At 48.6% G+C, this 17,015-nt stretch carries 13 protein-coding genes; 9 read left to right on the forward strand and 4 right to left on the reverse strand.

What is annotated here, in order from left to right:
* Positions 1–1,374 precede the first annotated feature (1,374 nt).
* From Q0577_RS11825 to Q0577_RS11845, 5 genes are all read left to right on the forward strand, one after another.
* Positions 1,375–2,757: a cytochrome ubiquinol oxidase subunit I gene (locus Q0577_RS11825; protein WP_298736439.1), complete on the forward strand. Its 1,383-nt coding sequence runs from the start codon at positions 1,375–1,377 to the stop codon at positions 2,755–2,757.
* A 66-nt stretch (positions 2,758–2,823) separates the two neighbouring features.
* The gene (gene cydB / locus Q0577_RS11830) at positions 2,824–3,858 is read left to right on the forward strand and encodes a cytochrome d ubiquinol oxidase subunit II (protein ID WP_298736441.1); all 1,035 of its coding nucleotides are present in this window, start codon (positions 2,824–2,826) and stop codon (positions 3,856–3,858) included.
* Between the two features lie 459 nt (positions 3,859–4,317).
* Positions 4,318–5,274 carry a YafY family protein gene (locus Q0577_RS11835; RefSeq protein WP_298736443.1) on the forward strand — a complete coding sequence of 319 codons (957 nt, stop codon included), beginning with the start codon at positions 4,318–4,320 and terminating at the stop codon, positions 5,272–5,274.
* A 345-nt stretch (positions 5,275–5,619) separates the two neighbouring features.
* On the forward strand, positions 5,620–5,985 hold the full coding sequence (locus tag Q0577_RS11840) for a VOC family protein (protein WP_298736446.1): 366 nt from the start codon (positions 5,620–5,622) through the stop codon (positions 5,983–5,985).
* Between the two features lie 39 nt (positions 5,986–6,024).
* Complete coding sequence (locus Q0577_RS11845) at positions 6,025–6,645, forward strand: GyrI-like domain-containing protein (RefSeq protein WP_298736449.1); 621 nt, start codon at positions 6,025–6,027, stop codon at positions 6,643–6,645.
* 17 nt (positions 6,646–6,662) lie between these two features.
* On the opposite strand, the gene rnc is transcribed toward Q0577_RS11845, so the two are convergent.
* The 3 genes from rnc to Q0577_RS11860 are packed head-to-tail and all read right to left on the reverse strand — an operon-like array spanning position 6,663 to position 8,907.
* Complete coding sequence (rnc, locus tag Q0577_RS11850; protein WP_298736452.1) at positions 6,663–7,388, reverse strand: ribonuclease III; 726 nt, start codon at positions 7,386–7,388, stop codon at positions 6,663–6,665.
* Positions 7,389–7,392: 4 nt separating this feature from the next.
* Complete coding sequence (gene fabF, locus Q0577_RS11855; protein WP_298736455.1) at positions 7,393–8,646, reverse strand: beta-ketoacyl-ACP synthase II; 1,254 nt, start codon at positions 8,644–8,646, stop codon at positions 7,393–7,395.
* Between the two features lie 24 nt (positions 8,647–8,670).
* A complete protein-coding gene (locus Q0577_RS11860; RefSeq protein WP_012788038.1) occupies positions 8,671–8,907 on the reverse strand; it encodes an acyl carrier protein in 237 nt (78 codons plus the stop codon).
* 371 nt (positions 8,908–9,278) lie between these two features.
* Between Q0577_RS11860 and Q0577_RS11865 the strand changes: the two genes are divergently transcribed.
* Genes Q0577_RS11865 through Q0577_RS11880 form a run of 4 tightly spaced genes read left to right on the forward strand, consistent with a single transcriptional unit; the run spans position 9,279 to position 15,981 of the window.
* A complete protein-coding gene (locus Q0577_RS11865; RefSeq protein WP_298736458.1) occupies positions 9,279–10,355 on the forward strand; it encodes an efflux RND transporter periplasmic adaptor subunit in 1,077 nt (358 codons plus the stop codon).
* A gap of 38 nt (positions 10,356–10,393) precedes the next feature.
* Entirely contained in the window at positions 10,394–13,528 is a 3,135-nt protein-coding gene (locus tag Q0577_RS11870) for an efflux RND transporter permease subunit (protein WP_298736460.1), read from the forward strand.
* A 13-nt stretch (positions 13,529–13,541) separates the two neighbouring features.
* Positions 13,542–14,876, forward strand: coding sequence for a TolC family protein (locus Q0577_RS11875; protein WP_298736462.1), 1,335 nt, complete (start codon positions 13,542–13,544; stop codon positions 14,874–14,876).
* 28 nt (positions 14,877–14,904) lie between these two features.
* Positions 14,905–15,981 (forward strand): winged helix DNA-binding domain-containing protein, encoded by a 1,077-nt coding sequence (locus Q0577_RS11880; RefSeq protein ID WP_298736465.1) that lies wholly within the window; start codon positions 14,905–14,907, stop codon positions 15,979–15,981.
* An 11-nt stretch (positions 15,982–15,992) separates the two neighbouring features.
* On the opposite strand, the gene Q0577_RS11885 is transcribed toward Q0577_RS11880, so the two are convergent.
* Positions 15,993–16,754 carry a carboxypeptidase-like regulatory domain-containing protein gene (locus Q0577_RS11885; protein ID WP_298736468.1) on the reverse strand — a complete coding sequence of 254 codons (762 nt, stop codon included), beginning with the start codon at positions 16,752–16,754 and terminating at the stop codon, positions 15,993–15,995.
* Positions 16,755–17,015 lie beyond the last annotated feature (261 nt).

The raw sequence follows: 17,015 nt of genomic DNA on the forward strand, positions 1-17,015 counted from the left end.
TACAGGTATTATGCTACTTAGCTTTTGGTTGAATGATCAGACTAAAACTCCCGGGGTAAATTTAACCCGTAAAATAAGTGTACATACCACACTAATTAACCGATTGTTGGCAAAAATTAACCTCGGTTATCATGAAAAAAATATGCGTACATAAAAATGCCCGCCGTGCAGGCAGGCAGGAATAGTGTAGTTTTTTTTTAAATACCTGCAAGGCCACCTGGGCGGCCTCGCAGGCCTAACAACAGAGAACAAACGTTAATGGTTGGTTTCGATCTTTACTTAGTATATATATCCATGCTACAATATCGGTTGGACATAGCCTTCCTTCCCGCGCTGAACACCCGCGGTAACGCACACTTTATAAAAGGAAAGGAGACAGCAGCTTTCAGCTACACCCCGGCATACAGCCGGCAGAACAGATGAAGAAATGATTTGTTTTCATGTTAGTCAATTTACATGTGCAGATAATAAATAACCGGCACACCATAACATAAATCAACTAATTAACGGTGGTGATTAATTAGGGTGGTAATACAAATATAGAAGGCCCGGATTTAATTTCCAAGAAATATCCTATAAAATTTGTAGACTAATAAACATGCGCTATTATCATAAATGAAAAGAGCCCGATAGACATCAAGCTCCGTCAAGCTATCCATTAAGACACAACGTTTAGTCTTTGGACTTTGCGTGTATTATAACAAAAACCTATAATTATGAAAACCCTTCAAATTTGAGACTGCAATAATTGGTTTATGAAAAGGATGCTTCACAAAAAGCCGGAACAGTTTATATCTTTTTCAAAAAGGGGAGCCTGATCAACATCAGGCTCATTCCCCTATTTGGTTTAACCATTAAAAGACACAAATGATCTGTAACATTCACATGACAATGCTAATGACAATATTATTAACCCGTAGCGCTGTTTACGGAATTTGTTCTATGCGCAGACTTGCATTCAATTCGTTTTTGGAGGTTACGCTCTTGCTCCGGTGTTTGTCCCCAATTATAAAAAAAGTCCCCCCCAATAGGATATGGTCGGAATCACGCCTTAAACAGGCCGGATCCAAATATGATGTATACTATAATAATGAACTTCTACTGCTACCCGGAAGATGGGGTGTTTACTATCTTCCACTTCAATACAATACCAAAATTAAAAAGATTCTTATTTTTAATATGTTAATCATCAGTTAATGGCTAAAGATTTTATAAAAGGCGCACATGATGAAAGCATATCTGTTACAATAGCATAAGAACTTATGATAAAGATCAGCTTTGGATTAACAGCACGCCGCTACCTTTGCACTACCGGTAAGCCTTTGCTGCCGGCTTCTTTCAACCAGTTGCTTACTTCAAATTAGTCAAAGTTTTATGCCATCTGTTGAAATACTGGCAAGGGTGCAGTTTGCATTCACAATTGCCTTCCATTATATCTATCCCCCGCTTAGTATTGGATTAGGGCTGTGCCTGATAATTATGGAAGGTCTCTACCTCAAAACGGGCCTGGCCATTTACCAGGAGATCACCCGCTTCTGGATCAAGATATTTGCCCTGATATTCGGAATTGGCGTTGCCACCGGCATTGTCATGGAGTTCGAGTTCGGCACCAACTGGGCCACGTACTCCCATTATGTTGGAGACATTTTCGGCAGCGCGCTGGCAGCCGAAGGGATCTTTGCCTTTGCCCTGGAATCCGGTTTCCTGGGCGTGCTCCTGTTTGGATGGAACCGGGTAAGCAAAGGTGTGCATTTCTTTTCTACCATCATGGTTGCCCTGGGGTCTATCTTTTCCGCCCTCTGGATCGTGATTGCCAATTCCTGGCAGCAAACGCCCACCGGCTTCCGCATTGAGGGTACCGGTATGGAAGCCAGGGCAGTGGTCACTGATTTTTGGGAAATGGTGCTCAACCCCTCTTCTGTAGACCGTTTCTCTCACGTGATCATCGGCTCTTTCCTGGCAGGATCTTTCCTCGTGATGAGCGTGGCTGCCTGGTACATACTACGGCGGCAGTTCACCAGGCATGCCCAAGCCATGTTCAAAGTTGGCCTGCGGGTAGCGGTGGTAGCCGCCTTGCTGCAGCTCTTCACCGGTCACCGGTCTGCACACTACGTAAGCAAATACCAGCCGGCCAAACTGGCTGCTATGGAAGGCCATTTTGATAGCCTGGCCGTAGCCGACGCCTACCTGCTGGGATGGGTGAACCAGAAAGAACAGAAAACCAGCGGGCTTAAAATACCGGGCGGACTTTCCTTTCTTACCCATGGCGACTTTACCACACCGATGCAGGGCCTGCGGGCTACCCCGCCAACCGAGCGGCCCACGGCCGTGAACTTTGTTTTCCAGACCTATCACCTGATGGTGATCATCGGTATGACCCTTATCGGGCTCACCCTGCTGGCCGTATTCCTGCTCTGGAAAAAGAAGCTCTTTGATCAACGCTGGCTTATGATGATATTTGTAGGCGCCGTATTACTGCCACAGATCGCCAACCAGGTAGGCTGGTACACCGCAGAAGTAGGTCGCCAGCCCTGGGTAGTATACGGCCTGCTACGCACCTCCGACGCGCTTTCAAAAACGGTGAGCGCCAACCAGGTGCTCTTCTCCCTGATCCTGTTCACATTGGTATATCTATTGCTCTTCCTGCTATTCCTGTTCCTGCTGCACAGGAAAATACAGCATGGTCCGGATGTTACGCAGAATGAAGAAGAAGTAAGCGACCTGTATTCCAAAAGGAACATTGGAGGGGTACATTAGCCAACAGCCAACCGCCTTCAAACACTCAAACGCTCAGACTTTCATACATTAAAAAACTTTTCTGATATGGAAACATTCCTCGGCCTTGATCTCGCCACCTGGTGGTTTCTCGTAATAGGCGGACTTATCACCGGCTACGGCGTACTGGATGGTTTTGACCTGGGCGCCGGCGCCCTGCATCTCTTTTTTAATAAGGAAGAAAGCCGCCGAACCGCTCTCAATGCCATTGGGCCGGTATGGGACGGGAATGAGGTTTGGCTGGTGATTGCCGGCGGGGCATTATTTGCCGGCTTTCCGCTGGTATACGGCGTAATGCTTTCCACTTTCTATATCCCTTTTATGTTGTTCCTGGTGGCGCTTATTTTCAGGGCTATCTCGATAGAGTTCCGCAGCAAAGAACCCTGGCGCTGGTGGCGTAAAATGTGGGACATCAGCTATATGGCATCCAGTACCTTTATTACCCTGCTGCTGGGACTGATCCTGGGCAATCTTATACATGGCCTGCCTTTTAATGAGCAACATGAATTTACAGGCGATCTGCTCACCTTCTTTAATCCCTATGCCATCCTGATAGCCATCACTACGCTTTCGCTCTTTATGATGCATGGCGCCATCTATCTTACCATGAAAACAGAGAACCGTCTTTATGCCAAGCTGACCGTACTGGTGAACAACTGCTGCAAATTTTTCATCCTCTGCTTCATATTAACCTCAATGGCTACACTGATCTATATTCCGCACATGACCCAGGAGTTTAAACACAACCCCTGGCTGTTTGCATTGCCGCTGGCAGCCGTGCTGACCGTGCTTAACCTGAAGCGGAACATAGACAGCCGCAAGTATTTCACGGCATTCGTTTTCTCCAGCATCACTACCTCCATCCTGCTGATCCTTTTTGCCATCGGGCTGTTTCCCAATATCATTATTTCTTCTACCAACCCGGCTTACAACATCAGCATATACAAAGCTGCTTCTTCTGCAACGTCACTGCGGATCATGCTGATAATGGCCGCTATCGGTACCCCGTTGGTACTGTCTTACACCATATTTGTATTCTGGACCTTCAGGGGAAAAGTGAAGCTGAATGAAATGAGTTATTAAAATTCCAAAATCCAGGTGCCAAATTCCAACATCTAAATGATGACATAGCAGCGGGTCTTAACCGGATATAGCAACATCCATTGTGTACATCACTTCTATTGTGCCAATATTTGGAATTTGGATATTGGGATTTGGAATTTATTCTTTGGGTTCCTAAAAAAACAGGTCCCCGCAAAAAATTGCAGGGACTTACCATTTAACCTATATTCTGTACTGTAGCATCAAAACTTAAATAACTTAAAGGGGAAAACAGTTTTTGCTCAGTATCAGGCACTTGTATGATTTCAAGTGGTTCCTGTATATATTTCAGACAGCTAAGTTGAGTAAAAGTTTAATCTGTAAAAAAAATATTTTTAGTTTCTGTAAGAATTGTCCCCCTTAAAGATATAATAATAGATGATATCATGTATACGAAATCTGATATAATTAGGTTGCCAGGGAAATTTTTAACTTGCAGTTATGAACCGCATTGACCGTCTTTCCGCTATACTTATTCAGTTACAAGGCAAGAAGATAGTAAAGGCCTCTGAAATAGCAGAGCGGTTTAACATCAGCCTGCGCACGGTATACCGCGATGTAAAGGCCCTGCAGGAGTCTGGCGTGCCCATTGGCGCCGAGGCAGGAACCGGCTACTATATCGTAGAAGGTTATCATCTGCCGCCGGTAATGTTCAACCGGGAAGAAGCCGCCGCCCTCCTTACCGGGGAAAAGCTGATGGAGCACTTCAGCGACCGCTCCAACCGGCAGCAGTTCAGCAGTGCCATGCAAAAAATAAGGGCGGTGCTGCGCGGCAGCGAAAAAGACTTCCTGGAAGTGCTGGACGAGAACATTGCCGTACTCCGGGCCCGCAGCCCCCAGGAAGACGAGTTTCCCAACCGCTTCCTGACAGATATACAGCAGGCCCTGGGAAAACAGCAGGTGCTCCAGATGGAATACCGCGCTGCCCAGAACAATGAATTCACTAAGAGGAATGTTGAGCCCATCGGCATTTACCATAGCAATAGCACCTGGTATCTCATTGCCTGGTGCCAGCTGCGGGGCGACTACCGCAATTTCCGGACAGACCGTATCCGCAATATGCAGGTCAGCAGCACCAGCTACGACAAATCCCGGCATATAAGCCTCCGCCAGTACCTGGAACGCCATCAGCCGGATCCCGTTCCCCAGCATACCTTCAAGGTACGGTTTAACCTGAGCGTAGCCCGCTACCTGGGTAACCAGAAGTACTACTACGGCCTTGTAGAAGAAAAGGTTTGCGACAATCATGTAGAATACACCTTCATGAACAATTACCTGGAGCACTTTGCCCGCTGGATGCTGATGTGGGGCAATGACGTAGAGATCCTCGCTCCCGGCGAACTGCTAGTCCGTATGAAAGAACTGGCCCGGGAGCTTAAAGCGCACTACCAGGTATAGTCAGTTTCCTGCTCCATTCAATGATATTCACCGTTTCTCCGCTGAATCCTGCATCGGAATAGCATTCGCATTACTGTCAGCTCCGGTCCGGATACGAATCAGACCCCAATTTTTCCCGCTTCTTTTAGAGGAAGGGGTGAAATGCGGCTCATATACGGGACATATGCGGCATATATGGGAACATGATAGGAAGATGACATGAGTATGATAGGAACATGATACGGGCACGGCCTGGTTCTGATATAGGTTTGCTCCCTGCTGACATACGGTTGTCACTATCCGGTTGTTGCTTTGTACTGGCATCCCGGTAGCAACGGGCATTATACCCTTATAAAACTTACCGATATGAACACAAACAGGATCCTGGGCATCGACAAATTCTTTCTGCCGGCTCACAGCCTGCAGGAAAGCCGGCTATTCTACGCCAACACGCTGCAATTGCCCGTAAAGTTTGATTTTTCTGAAAGGGGCTTGCTGGCATTCCGGGTGGGGCACCAGGAGGCAGCCATTATCCTGAAAGACATCACTATGTTCCCGGACGCGAAAGCCTCCCTGTTGTTTCACGTAGCAGACGTTCAGCAGCTCTGCCAGGAACTGCTGTCGCAAGGCGTCACCTTCACCAAAATGCCCTACAAGATCAGCGCCGGCTGGGCTGCCGAGCTGCAGGATCCCAGCGGTAATGTTATTGGCATTACGGATTATAATGATTAACAGCTAACCAACATTTACCATATAAACCAGCACGTTACCATGAAACTGGAACTGACGAAAACGCTAAAGCCTTTTTACACCGCTCCCGCCACTCCCCAACTGATCGCTGTGCCCGCGGCCGATTTCCTGTCCATTCAGGGAAAAGGCGATCCGAATGGTGAAGCCTTTGCCGCAGCTACACAGGCCTTATATACGGCTGCCTACAGCGTGAAAGCCATTTATAAACAGCAACAGCAGGATTTTACGGTATGTAAACTGGAAGGTTTATGGTGGGTAGATGAAAAACGCTGGAAGGTAGACGGCCATCACAGCGCACTGCAGGTGCCCCGCGAAGAATGGCAATGGCAGCTGCTGATACGTATGCCCGATTTTGTGATGATGGAAGATGTACAGCAGGCTATTCAGACCGCCATAGTTAAAAAACAATTGCCGCTCCTGGACGGGGTAACATTCATCCGCTATGAAGAAGGGGAGTGCATCCAGGTAATGCATACCGGACCTTATAGTACAGAACCGGCTACATTACAGCTCATGGAAGACTTTATGGCAACACATCAATTGAAATGGAATGGCAGGCACCATGAGATCTATTTGTCTGACCCCCGCAAAACAGCACCTGAAAAGATGAAGACCATCCTAAGACAACCGGTTAAAAAATAAAAAAGTGTTTTTTGCTTTTATTTGTCTTCAGACAGGCCCAGCAGCTCTATTGCCTGTTGGGCCGCTATCTGGCTGGCGTCTTTCTTGTTGAAGGCTTTGCCGCTGCAGATAAGCTCCCCGTCAACCACCGCGCCTACCGTAAAAATACGGCGGCCGTTATCCATCTGCTCTTCCAGCAGTTCAAACTCCAGGGTTTTGCCGTTTTTGTTAGCCCAGCCATAGAGTTTGTTCTTGTGGTTCATTTCCACGCTTTCCAGCGCTTCCAGGTCAATGTAGGGAATGATGATCCGTTTGTAAACAAACTGTTTGGTCCTGTTGTAGCCCTTGTCAAGGTATACGGCGCCTACCAGGGCTTCCAGGGTATTGCCGAAGATCTGGCTGATCTTGAGAAAGCTGTTGTATTTATCGTAGATCGTCAGCTTGCGCAGGCCCATTTTGATGGCAATCTCATTAAGCTGCTGCCTGTTCACGATCTTGGATCGCATTTCAGTAAGATAACCTTCTGTTTTGTAGGGGTACTTCCTGAACAGGTAATCGCCAATGATGGCGCCCAGGATGGCGTCACCGAGGTATTCCAGCCTTTCATTGCTTTCCAGGAATTTTTCTTTGCTGGAACGGTGGCTTAACGCTACCTCATACAAAGAGAAATTACCTGGCGCAAAGCCAAGCAGGTTATAAAGGTCTTTATAAAGTTGCCTTTTTTTGGTTACGAAGCGATATAAAAATCCTGGCAGTAATTTCACACAATCAAGGAACAAATTTTTTGAAAATAACAGAGGCATTATGACCACCAAATCCAAAGGTATTGCTTAATGCGGCTCTAACTTCTCTCTTTTGTGCGACGTTAAAGGTAAAATTTAATTTAGGATCCAGTTGAGGATCGTCCGTAAAATGGTTAATGGTAGGAGGTATGATGCCATCTATAATAGACATGATTGCTGCAATGGACTCTACAGCCCCGGCAGCGCCCAGTAAATGCCCGGTCATAGACTTCGTTGAGCTGATGTTCAGTTTATAAGCGTCATCTCCGAAAACCTGCTGGATGGCTTTAACTTCTGCTACATCGCCTAACGGAGTGGAAGTACCGTGAACATTAATGTAATCTATTTCATGGGTGCTTAACCCTGCATCTTCAAGCGCCTGCCGCATCACGTTCATGGCGCCAAGCCCCTCGGGGTGTGGTGCCGTAAGGTGGTGTGCGTCTGCCGTTGCCCCGCCGCCTGCCAGTTCTACGTAAATTTTAGCACCTCTCGCCATCGCATGCTCATAAGACTCCAGTATCAGAGCGCCTGCTCCTTCTCCCATTACAAAACCATCTCTGTCCAGGTCAAAAGGCCTTGATGCCGTCTTAGGATCATCGTTCCTTTCAGACAAGGCCTTCATGGCGTTGAAGCCGCCCACACAAGCCTCGTTGATAACATCTTCAGAACCGCCGGTAACAATAACATCTGCTTTACCGTAACGGATCAGGAACATGGCTTCCATGATGGCATTGGTGGCCGACGCACAGGCAGATACGACCGAAAAGTTCGGTCCCCTGAACCCGTGCCGGATAGAAATATGTCCCGCAGCGATATCAGTGATCAACCGGGGAATGAGAAAAGGGCTGAAACGCGGCGTTCCATCCCCCTGGTAAAAATCTCTTAGCTCATGGCAAAAATTGATCATTCCCCCTACACCGGTCCCCCAGATAACACCTACACGGTCTATATTAACGGAGTTACGGTCTATTTTGGCATCCTGAACAGCATGGTCTGCAGCGATCACTGCTGTTTGTGTGAAGGGGTCCATTTTACGGGCCTCCTTCTTGTCGATGAATTGGGTGGGATCAAAGTTCTTTAATTCACAAGCAAAACGGGTTTTAAACTTGGAAGCATCAAACTGCTTGATAAAATCGGCGCCGGATACACCGTTCGTCAACCCCTGCCAGTATTCCTGAACGGAATTGCCGAGCGGTGTAAGAGCACCTAAACCTGTAACGACTACGCGTTTTGGTTGCATTAAAACAATTCTGGTTAAGTAGGATTATTTTACGTGTTCTTCCAGGTAAGCAACAGCCTGGCCAACAGTAGTAATAGTTTCAGCTTGTTCGTCAGGAATGGAGATGTTGAATTCTTTTTCGAATTCCATGATCAGTTCTACCGTATCCAAAGAGTCAGCGCCTAAGTCGTTGGTGAAGCTGGCTTCAGGAGTTACCTCGGCTTCGTCAACGCCCAATTTGTCAATGATGATCTTTTTAACTCTTGATGCAATGTCTGACATAATTTTAAGTGTTTTTGGTTTAAAACTTGACTGCAAAAATATAATTTTTATTGAATTGGCAACTACGCATCTAAATTTTCACATATACGCATCAGTGCTAATAGCCGCAAACACAGACCCAGCCTGTATTTGCATTCATTATTAATAAATTGGCGTACCTTGTTACCGGGTCAAAGGAAGGCCAATATTGACTGTCATAACACACAATTCCACCATTCAACCCGTTATTGAACCATTTATGGACGTATTAAGAGGTCTTAACTTTAATTAACACTCAGCCTTCCCTAGCGCCTCCGCCATTTATTAAATTTGCCGGGGCAGCCTGCGCCAAAGGGGTGCCGCGTTATCAAAATCCTGGCGAACTAACTATCATGACCAACAGTAAAAAGATGCTGAGAACCATACTGTTCACTATTATTGGTGCAGTAGTCATTTTCCTTGTGTACAAAAAGGTGGCAGACGGCAAAAGAAAAGAACCAGCCACTACTGCCGGCCGCAGCGGTGGAGCCAAGCCCCCGCTTTTAGATGCATATATCGTCAAGACCTCCAAGCTGGACGAAACCATCGAAGCCAGCGGTACTCTTCAGAGTAATGAAGAAGTAGAGATCAAACCGGAAATCACCGGCCGCATCGTAGGCCTTTATTTTAAAGAAGGCGTAAACGTATCTAAAGGCGACCTGCTGGTAAAGATCTATGACGAAGACCTGAAAGCCCAGTTGCAAAAACTGGTCCTGCAGCAGCAGCTGGCTAAAACCACCCTGCAACGCCAGGAAAACCTGCTGAAGATAAACGGTATCAGCCAGCAGGATGTAGATGTAACCCGCAACCAGGTTAGCGCCTACGCCGCCGATATGGAATACACGAAAACGCAGCTGCAGAAAACAGAGCTGCGGGCTCCCTTCAGCGGACGCCTGGGCCTGCGCAACGTCAGCCTGGGCGCCATCGTATCGCCTGCCACCGTTATCACTACCTTACAGCAGATAACTCCTTTGAAAATAGATTTCTCCATACCGGAAAAGTACCGCACCGCCATCAAACTGGGTGATGCAGTGACCTTCCGGGTGGCAGGCGACAATAATAGCTATAAGGGCAGCATTTACGCCATGGACCCTAAAATAGACCTGGCTACACGTACCGTAAAGATCAGGGCCATCATGCCCAACCCGGGTAAACTGTTCCCCGGATCTTTTGCCAGGGTGACCATCGGCCTCCGCGATATGCCGGAAGCCATTATGATACCTACCCAGGCGGTTATTCCGGGTACCAGAGACAAAAGAGTGATTGTAGCAGACAGCGGCAAGGCCAAATTCGTAGTAGTGGAAACCGGCATACGGGATGAGAATAACATACAGATTACCAGTGGATTGAATGTAGGAGATACCGTTATCACCAGCGGGATCATGCAGCTGAGAGCCGGTATGCCTTTAAAATATGCTAAAGTAAACTAGTCCATGTCCATGGACCATGGACTTAAAAACCAATAACAATGAGTCTTCCATCCTTATCCCTGAAGCGTCCGGTTTTTGCCATTGTGATGAACATCATCATCGTGATATTTGGTGTGGTGGGATTCTCCTTCCTGGGCGTAAGGGACTTTCCGGCAATAGACCCGCCCATAGTGAACGTTCGTACTTCCTATGCAGGCGCCAACTCTGATATTATCGAGACCCAGATTACCGAGCCGCTGGAAAAACAGATCAACGGCATTGCCGGTATCAAAAACATCTCGAGCAGCAGCAGCCAGGGAACCAGCAGCATTACCGTAGAGTTTGAACTGAATACAGACCTGGAAGCGGCCACCAATGATGTGCGCGACAAAGTTTCACAGGCCCTCCGCAACCTGCCTCCCGACCTGGATGCTCCACCCGTCGTAACAAAAGAAGATGCCAACTCGGATGCCATTATTTCCATGACGGTACAGAGTAATACCCGCAACCAGCTGGAAATCACCGAGTATGCCAATAATGTACTGCTGGAAAGGTTGCAAACCATTCCGGGCGTAAGCTCCATCCGTATCTGGGGCGAAAAGAAATATGCCATGCGGCTCTGGATGGATCCGGCCCGCCTTTCGGCTTATGGCCTTACCCCTTCAGATGTGCAGCAGGCCCTTTTGAAAGAGAACGTGGAGCTCCCTTCCGGGAAAATAGCAGGCAACGCCACAGAACTGACCGTACGCACCTTTGGCAGGCTGGATACGGAAGAAGAATTTGATAACCTGATCGTAAAGAATGTTGACGGCAAGGTGGTGCATTTCCGCGACATTGGCCAGGCGGTACTGGGCCCGGAAAATGAAGAGACCATCCTGAAAGAATCCGCCGTACCGATGATCGCGCTGGCATTGAGCCCCCAGCCCGGTTCCAACTACGTGGCCATTGCCGATGAGTTTTACAGGCGCTATGCCCAGATCAAAAAGGATATTCCACCGGACTTTGTGACCAACATCGCCATGGACAACACCCGGTTCATCAAGAAATCCATTGAGGAGGTGGAAGAAACCCTGGTGGTGGCACTGGTACTGGTGATCATGATCGTATACCTGTTCTTCCGCGACTGGCTGATGGCTTTCCGTCCGCTGATAGACATACCGGTTTCTCTCATAGGCGCATTCTTTATAATGTATATATGCGGGTTCACCATCAACATCCTCACGCTGCTGGCCATTGTACTGGCTACAGGCCTGGTGGTGGATGATGGTATCGTGGTAACGGAGAATATATATAAAAAGATAGAAGCAGGCATGCCCCGCATGCGGGCGGCCAAAGAAGGCTCGGAAGAGATCTTCTTTGCGGTGATCGCCACTTCCATTACGCTGGCATTTGTGTTCCTGCCCATCATCTTCCTGCAGGGATTTGTGGGCCAATTATTCCGGGAGTTCGGGATCGTGGTGGCAGGCGCCGTGCTGATCTCCGCCTTCGTATCACTTACCCTTACACCGGTACTGAACGTAAAGCTGGGCCGTAAAACACATACCCACTCCTGGTTCTACCTGAAAACAGAACCTTTCTTCCGCTGGATGGAGAACGGGTATAAACGCTCCCTGCAGCAGTTTATGCGGGTACGTTGGATGGCCACCGTTATTATTGCCGGTTGCCTGGTGCTTATTTACCTGCTGTTCCGTACCCTTCAGGCAGAATTGGCTCCTGTTGAAGACCGCAGCCAGTTCCGTCTCTCTATTACGGCGCCTGAAGGCACGGCTTTCGATTACATGGATAACTATGTTACCAACCTGGTTGGGTTCATGATCGATTCCATACCAGAAAAACAGATCATCCTTTCTGTAACTGCTCCCGGTTTTAGCGGCGGTGGCGCCGTAAACTCTGCGTTTGCCAACGTGGTACTGTCTGAGCCCCATGACAGGCAGCGTTCACAGAAAGAGATCGTGAACATGGTAAACCGCAATATGTACCGCTTCCCGCAGGGAAGGGTGTTTGCCATAGAACAGCAAACCATACAGGTGGGCCGCCGTGGTGGCCTGCCGGTTGCCTTTGTATTGCAGCATATCAATTTTGATACCCTTGCTGCCGTGCTGCCGCAATTCCTAGAAGCGGCCAATGCCGATCCTACCTTCCAGGCAATAGACGTGGATCTGAAATTCAATAAGCCGGAACTGCGTATACAGATCAACCGTGAGAAGGCCAGCGAACTTGGCGTGTCTGTTGAGGATATTTCACAAACCCTGCAGCTGGCGCTCAGTAACCTGCGCTATGGCTACTTTATACGTAATGGTAAGCAGTACCAGGTAATGGGGCAGGTATTCCGCGCCAACCGGGACGATCCCAATGACCTGCAGAACATCTATGTACGCAACAATCGCGGGGAAGCCATCCAGCTGGATAACCTGGTAACCATTAACGAAGAGACCAGTCCGCCGATCATCTACCACTTCAACAGGTATAAGTCAGCCACCGTCTCCGCCAGCCTCGCGCCCGGTAAAACCATCGGCGATGGTATTCAGGCCATGTACAATATATTTAACCGGCTGAAGCAGGAAGGCGTTATTCATGACTCGTTCAACACCGCGCTCTCCGGCTCCTCACGAGATTTTGCAGAAAGCGGCTCTAATACCAGTTTCGCGCTGATCCTGGCTTTGTTACTGATCTACCTGGTGCTGGCCGCCCAGTTTGAAAGCTGGGTAGACCCCTTCATCATTATGCTGACGGTACCGCTGGCATTTGCAGGGGCCTTGCTGTCATTGTGGATCTTCAATCAAACCTGGAATATCTTTTCCCAGATAGGGGTGATCATGCTTATAGGCCTTGTAACCAAGAACGGCATCCTGATAGTGGAGTTCGCCAATCAGAAACGGGATGAGGGAATGCTGAAGAAACGCGCGGTAATAGAAGCTTCAACCATGCGTTTGCGCCCTATCCTGATGACCAGCCTGGCCATGGCCCTGGGTGCATTGCCCATTGCCATGTCGCTCGGCGCTGCGGCTACCAGCCGTATCCCCCTGGGCATTGTGATCGTGGGAGGCATTATATTCTCCCTGGTGCTGACCTTATTTGTAATTCCGGCCATGTACAGCTTCCTCTCCAGGAGAAAGCCTAATAAAGAATACGAAGCGGCAATTGCCGAAGAAGCGCACGAAGCAACACAAGATGCTGCTACTGCCCATGCATGAAACTAAATCTGAAATGAAACTGAACGCTGTTAAACTATTATTGCTGTGCTTAGCGCTGACTGGTATTGCCAGTCAGGCGCAGGCCCAGCAGATACTTACACTTGAACAGGCGATAGACCTGGCGCTGAAGAATAATTACGACATCAGACTGGCCCATAACGATGCAGACGTACTGGCTAACGATTATGCCTATGCGAATTTTGCTTTTGTGCCGCGAATTAATGCTTCCGCCGGCAGAACCTGGAGCACCACCCGCACCAACCAGGAATTTGCCAATGGCAACAAGCGGGATACCAGCGGCATCAAAAGCAATAACTACACGGCTAACGTTGCACTGAACTGGACTCTCTTTGACGGTTTGAAGATGTTTGCTACCCGGCAACGCCTGGAAAGTATGCGCGACCTGGGAGAGCTGGCTTTGAAGAACCGCATCATCAATACCATTGCTGATATCATCAGCAGCTATTATAATATCGTGCAGCAAAAACAGCAGTTGCGCAACCTGGCTGAGCAGATGTCTATTTCGGAAGAAAGGGTGAAACTGTCAGACGCCAAATTCCAGACAGGCCTGGGACCGAAAACAGACCTCCTGCAGTCACAGGTGGACTATAACGGCCAGAAAACGGCCTACCTGCGTCAGCAAACAGCCATTACGCAAAGTAAGGCAGTGCTTAACCAGCTCATGGCCATCGCTGCAGGCAATACTACCTATGATGTGCAGGATTCCATCCCCATTAACCTCGAACTGAACTACGGCGCCCTGCAGCAGGAGGTAATGAACAACAACGCCCTTCTTAAAATTGCGCAACAACAGGTTACCGTTTCCGAACTGCAGCTGAAAGAAGTGAAAGGCGACTACTTTCCGACCCTGTCTTTCAATACTACCTATAATTTCAACCGGGTTAATTCCAACGCGGCCACCAACTCTTTCAGTCCCATTTTTAACCAGAACGGCGTGCTGAACTACGGATTCTCTGCAAGCATTCCTATTTTCAACGGACTGAACGTAAGGCGTCAGGTAAAGAATGCCAAACTGAACGTAGCCTATCAGCAGCTCTGGCTGGACAATTCCCGCAGCCGGGTAAGCCTCAGCCTTGACTCTACTTTCAAGAGCTATGAGTATTATAAAACAGCGGTTACCCTGGAAGAAGAGAATATTGGCCTGGCGCGTGAAAATGCCATGGTGGCGCTGGAGCGCTTCCGCCAGGGCGTATCTACCACCCTTGAAGTGAAGCTGGCCCAGCAAAGCCTGCAGGATGCATTCAACCGGCTGATCATGGCCAGGTACAATACCAAACTTGCCGAAACAGAACTGTTAAGGTTGAAAGGAGAGTTGTTAAAGGATTAATTAATTTAGGGCAAGCAATCTTGTCCGGATGACCTTAACTGATATTGCCCAGCTTCGCCTGCGGAGCCAGCAGATCGCTGCTTCAACATGTAAGACGGTAAAAGATGTAATTACCTGGATGGGCGCTATGCAGGCGCAGGATCATTCCATGGCCAAATGGGCACTGGGCGTACGCTGTCCTTCCGCTACCATTGCCAAAGTGGAAACGGCCCTTGATAAAGGCACTATTCTGCGCACCCACCTGCTGCGGCCTACCTGGCACCTGGTATCTGCAGATGATATTTACTGGTTGCTGGAACTGACAGCACCTTATCTGCTTGCCGGCCAGCGATCCAGAAACAAAGCACTGGAACTATCCGAAACGCTTTTCAAAAAAAGTAACCGCACTATCGAAAATGCGTTGTCAAAAGGCGGCCACCTGTTGCGCGAAGAGTTACTCGCTGCTTTGCAGCAGGCAAAGATCGCTACAGATGAGAACCGCTCTTCACATCTCTTATTCCGGGCAGAGCTGGATGGTATCATCTGCAGTGGAAAAACAAGCGGGGGAAAACAAACCTACGCGCTGCTTGCAGAGCGGGTACCCCACAAAAAGACGCTGGGCAAAGAAGAAGCAATGGCCACGCTGGCAGCACGTTACTTTAACAGCCGGGGGCCAGCTACACAAAAAGACTTCGTCAACTGGTCAGGACTTCCTGCTACGGATGCCAAACGGGCCATGGAGATGGTAAAAACCCGTTTTGTGCAGGAAACGGTTAACGGTGAAAGCTACTGGTTCAGCAACGCGATCACCCGGCATGCAAAGGGCGATGCAGCGGTTCACCTGCTGCCCGGCTTTGATGAATACATTATTGGCTATAAAGACAGAACGGCCAGTTTGCCACTGGCGCATACTAAAACGATCATCAATGTTAACGGTATTTTTCGTCCGCCGCTGGTAGTGAACGGGCAGGTTAAAGGCTTATGGGCAAGAACCCCGGAAGATGATAAGATAGGGATAACAATAACGTTATTCCCGGATAGCAGCCGGCCACCGAAGGAATTACTGGAGCAGGCAGCAGCGCAGACAGGCAAGTTCTATGGAAAAAAGGCGGAGCTGCGGGTCTGATTGATCATCACTTAATGCGGTTTTTCCTCCTTCTTATCCTGCTGGTACCTTTCGAACGACTGCTTGATGTACAGCATCAGGTCGTAATCCGTGGCCGTTTCAAGGAAATGGTAGCCCGGGCGGTAGTGCAGCATGAAAGAATCCAGCTCGGGGCTTTCGAGCTTCGTCATTTTCTGCACCAGTTCGGGAGAATAGCGGTAATCTATGAACTTCTCTTTTTCCCAGTACACCAGCTGTTCCCGGAAATGCTCTTTCCGCTTGCGGGTCTTGCTGGGCATCAGGTAAGTGAGCGCCGTTACGGGGTTGACGGGCAGCGTTGTCAGCACATCTACAGCGCCTGGCTTTTTATAGTTGAAGTACTTGCCGTATTCCCGGCGGGTAGCAAGTGAATCCTGGTGATAATTACGGCCCCGTATGTTTACCTGCTGCAGGCCGAAGATCCTCTTAGGCATGTATACGTTGATTGCGGTGCTTTCCAAAGGCGCCACCACTTCTTTCTTATAGTAACTTAACATGGAGAATTCAATGGTATCACCAGGCTGAGCTTCTATTAAAAAACGGCCGCTTTCTGTGCTGACCGTCCCTGTTTGTGTTCTTTTGTTGATGATCGTGACGGAAGGAAGTCCGGTTCTGGTATCCGCATCGACCACCATACCGGATAATTTCACCTGTATCTGCTGCGCGCGCAAAGGCTGCAACCCTGCCAGCAGTAACAGGAATAAAGGTAACAGTGCCCCAGCGTATAAAAGCTGTCTATTTTTGGTAATAGGCATCGTCAAATATAGCTTTCCCCTCGCAAAAGAAACGTTAAAAATGAACCGGTAAGTGTCCACACATTGCGGATTTAGTCCCCAAATCTACCTGCCCGGGAAATGGTGGCTCCGGAAATTTCCTATCTTTGGTTATTACTCCGGAATTTTATGCCGCTACATCCATTTTTCTCCGCTTATAGCCACCAGCATACGCCTTATATAAAGGGCGCAAGTATCCTTATAACCCCGGAACCCCGTACAGTGGCCCACTGGCCCGATGTT

Origin of the sequence: uncultured Chitinophaga sp., assembly GCF_937898475.1 — a bacterium.
Classification (GTDB): domain Bacteria; phylum Bacteroidota; class Bacteroidia; order Chitinophagales; family Chitinophagaceae; genus Chitinophaga.

Excerpts from the sequence above, each read along its gene's own strand:
- Q0577_RS11825 (WP_298736439.1), top strand. The coding sequence starts at position 1,375 with ATGCCATCTGTTGAAATACTGGCAAGGGTGCAGTTTGCATTCACAATT.
- cydB (WP_298736441.1), top strand. The coding sequence starts at position 2,824 with ATGGAAACATTCCTCGGCCTTGATCTCGCCACCTGGTGGTTTCTCGTA.
- Q0577_RS11835 (WP_298736443.1), top strand. The coding sequence starts at position 4,318 with ATGAACCGCATTGACCGTCTTTCCGCTATACTTATTCAGTTACAAGGC.
- Q0577_RS11840 (WP_298736446.1), top strand. The coding sequence starts at position 5,620 with ATGAACACAAACAGGATCCTGGGCATCGACAAATTCTTTCTGCCGGCT.
- Q0577_RS11845 (WP_298736449.1), top strand. The coding sequence starts at position 6,025 with ATGAAACTGGAACTGACGAAAACGCTAAAGCCTTTTTACACCGCTCCC.
- fabF (WP_298736455.1), bottom strand. The coding sequence starts at position 8,646 with ATGCAACCAAAACGCGTAGTCGTTACAGGTTTAGGTGCTCTTACACCG.
- Q0577_RS11860 (WP_012788038.1), bottom strand. The coding sequence starts at position 8,907 with ATGTCAGACATTGCATCAAGAGTTAAAAAGATCATCATTGACAAATTG.
- Q0577_RS11865 (WP_298736458.1), top strand. The coding sequence starts at position 9,279 with ATGACCAACAGTAAAAAGATGCTGAGAACCATACTGTTCACTATTATT.
- Q0577_RS11870 (WP_298736460.1), top strand. The coding sequence starts at position 10,394 with ATGAGTCTTCCATCCTTATCCCTGAAGCGTCCGGTTTTTGCCATTGTG.
- Q0577_RS11875 (WP_298736462.1), top strand. The coding sequence starts at position 13,542 with ATGAAACTGAACGCTGTTAAACTATTATTGCTGTGCTTAGCGCTGACT.
- Q0577_RS11880 (WP_298736465.1), top strand. The coding sequence starts at position 14,905 with ATGACCTTAACTGATATTGCCCAGCTTCGCCTGCGGAGCCAGCAGATC.
- Q0577_RS11885 (WP_298736468.1), bottom strand. The coding sequence starts at position 16,754 with ATGCCTATTACCAAAAATAGACAGCTTTTATACGCTGGGGCACTGTTA.